A 2,434-nucleotide genomic window follows, 5' to 3' on the forward strand; every position below is an offset into this window, starting at 1 on the left:
GTAAGCGTGTTCCCAGCACCGTGTTGAGCTATCGAGGTCGATGCGAGATGATACTCGTCACACCGCTGGGAAGCGGAGTTCAGCCGGCCAGGTTGGCGGCACAGTTCCAGGGCAGGAAGTCGTCGACACGATTCACGGGATGATCGGCGATATGCGTCAGCACGTGACGCAACCAGGCTTCGGGGTCGATACCGTTCAGCCTGGCCGTTCCAATGAGCCCATACATGGCTGCCGCGCGTTCGCCGCCGCTGTCGGCGCCGGCGAACAGGAAGTTACGTCGACCCAGGGCCACGCCGCGCAAGGCCCGTTCGGCAGCCGAGTTGTCGATCTCGATGCGGCCGTCGTCGGCATAGCGGGTCAGGGCCGGCCACAATTTGAGCGCGTACAGGATCGCCGCCGCCGTGTCCGATTTGCGCGAGAGCGTGGCAAGCGTGGCCTGTAGCCAGCGCTCCAGGTCGTCGAGCAGCGGCCTGGCCCGCGCCCGCCGTTCGGCGAGGCGTACGTCCGGCGGCTTGCCGCGGATGGCCTCTTCGATGGCGTACAACTCGCCGATGCGGCGCAGCGCCTCGGTGGTCAGGGGCGATGGACGAGCCGCGTGCAGGTCGTAGAACTTGCGGCGCGCGTGCGCCCAGCACGCCGCTTCGACGACGCGTCCGCTCTCGTAGATCGCGTTGAAGCCGGCGTACGCATCGGCTTGCAACACGCCGGTAAAGCCGGCCAGGTGCGCCCGCGGATGCTCTCCCTTGCGGTCGGGCGAGTATGCAAACCACACGGCGGGCGGCTCGTTGGCGCCGCTGGCGCGGTCGTCGCGCACATAGGTCCACAGGCGCGCCGTGCGCGTCTTGCCGTTGCCCGGCGCGAGCACGGGCAGCGGCGTGTCGTCGGCGTGCAGCTTGGTGGCGGAGAAGACGTGGCGGCGCAAGGCCTCGGTCAAAGGGCGCAGCAGCGCGCTGGCCGCGCCAACCCAACTGGCCAGCAGGGAGCGCTCCAGTTCCACGCCTTCGCGCGCGTAGATGACACTTTGGCGATACAGCGGCACGTGGTCGGCGTACTTGGACACCAGCACATGCGCCAGCAAGCCGGGACCGGGCAGGCCGCGTTCGATGGGACGGCTGGCCGCTTGGGCCTGCACGATGCGATCGCAGCAGGTGCACGCGAGCTTGGGACGCACATGACGGATGACGCGGAAACTCGCCGGCACAAACTCCAGCTGTTCCGACACGTCCTCGCCCAGGGGCGCAAGTTTGCCGTTGCAGTCCGGGCAGGCATCCACGGCCGGATGCAGTATACGCTCCTCGCGCGGCAGGTCGGCGGGCAGCAGCTTGCGCTCGGCCTTCTTGCGTGGCGCCACGTCGACCGGTGCCTGCGCTTCGGCCACCGCCGCTTCTGCCTCCAGGTCCTCGAGCTTGAGTTCCAGCTGTTCGATTTGCTGGTCGAGCTTCTCGGAACGGCGGCCGAACTGCATGCGCCGCAGCTTGGCCAGTACCAGCTTCAGGTGTTCGATCTCGGCGGTGCGCGTCGATAGCTCGGCGGACAGGTGCGCCACGCGTGCCTCGCTGGCCAATAGCATTGCCTTCAGGGCGGCGATATCGTCGGGCAGGTGGGCGGCGTCAAGCATGCGGCCCAGTTTACGCGGGTCGTCCCACGTTTACAAGGCCGATTGCGGGCGCCAGGTCCGCTCGGGCCGGCGCCAGTCGATGCCTTCCAACAACATCGAGAGCTGGGCTTGCGTCATCGTCACCGTGCCCTCGCTGGCTTGCGGCCAGACGAAGCGCCCGCGCTCGAGCCGTTTGCACAGCAAACACAGGCCGTCACCGGTCCACCACAGCACTTTCACCAGGTCGCCACGCCGGCCTCGGAACACGAACACGTGGCCGCTGTACGGGTCCTCGTTCAGTGCCGTCTCCACCTTCGCGGCCAGGCCGTTGAAGCCCGAGCGCATGTCGGTCACGCCGGCCGCAAGCCAGATTCGCGTACCCGCAGGCAGCCCGATCATGGACGCAAACCTTGCAGGACCAGCGCCAGTGTCGCTGGATCGGGCACGCCGTGAATGCGGATCGTGGCCTGCCCCAACTGGATTTCGATGCTGCCGGCATCGCCGATACCGACGCCAGCCGGTACTTTGGATTCGGCTGCCAACGCCACCGGCAGGAACTGCGTCGCCGTGCCGAGCAAGCCCGCACGCAACTGGCGGCGCCAGCGAAACACCATGTTCGTGTTCAGTCCATGCTGCATCGCCAGCTGGGCTACCGACACCGACTCGTCGCACGCCTGCTGCGCCAGCCGCCGCTTGAACTCCAGCGGATAATTCGTGCTGCGCCGACGCTTCTTTTGTTCTGCTTCACCCGCCAAAATAGTCCCCGCTAAAAAATAGTGGGGACTATGTTGAGTGGCGCGCTATCGGGTGTCTACACGGTGCTGGGACGACGCTTAC

General features: G+C 66.8%; 3 protein-coding genes. All 3 read right to left on the reverse strand.

All coding sequences use genetic code 11. The features are described from left to right. Window positions 1-79: 79 nt before the first annotated feature. From tnpC to tnpA, 3 genes are read right to left on the reverse strand one after another with little or no spacing between them, the layout of a single operon-like run. Window positions 80-1,618 (reverse strand): IS66 family transposase, encoded by a 1,539-nt coding sequence (gene tnpC / locus HAV22_RS30695; protein WP_166865617.1) that lies wholly within the window; start codon window positions 1,616-1,618, stop codon window positions 80-82. A gap of 30 nt (window positions 1,619-1,648) precedes the next feature. Then, complete coding sequence (tnpB, locus tag HAV22_RS30700; RefSeq protein WP_166865620.1) at window positions 1,649-1,996, reverse strand: IS66 family insertion sequence element accessory protein TnpB; 348 nt, start codon at window positions 1,994-1,996, stop codon at window positions 1,649-1,651. Then, entirely contained in the window at window positions 1,993-2,352 is a 360-nt protein-coding gene (gene tnpA / locus HAV22_RS30705; RefSeq protein ID WP_208296455.1) for an IS66-like element accessory protein TnpA, read from the reverse strand. Before tnpA ends, tnpB begins: the two co-directional genes overlap by 4 nt. Window positions 2,353-2,434 lie beyond the last annotated feature (82 nt).

This window comes from Telluria antibiotica (assembly GCF_011682055.1).
GTDB classification, from domain to species: domain Bacteria; phylum Pseudomonadota; class Gammaproteobacteria; order Burkholderiales; family Burkholderiaceae_D; genus Telluria; species Telluria antibiotica.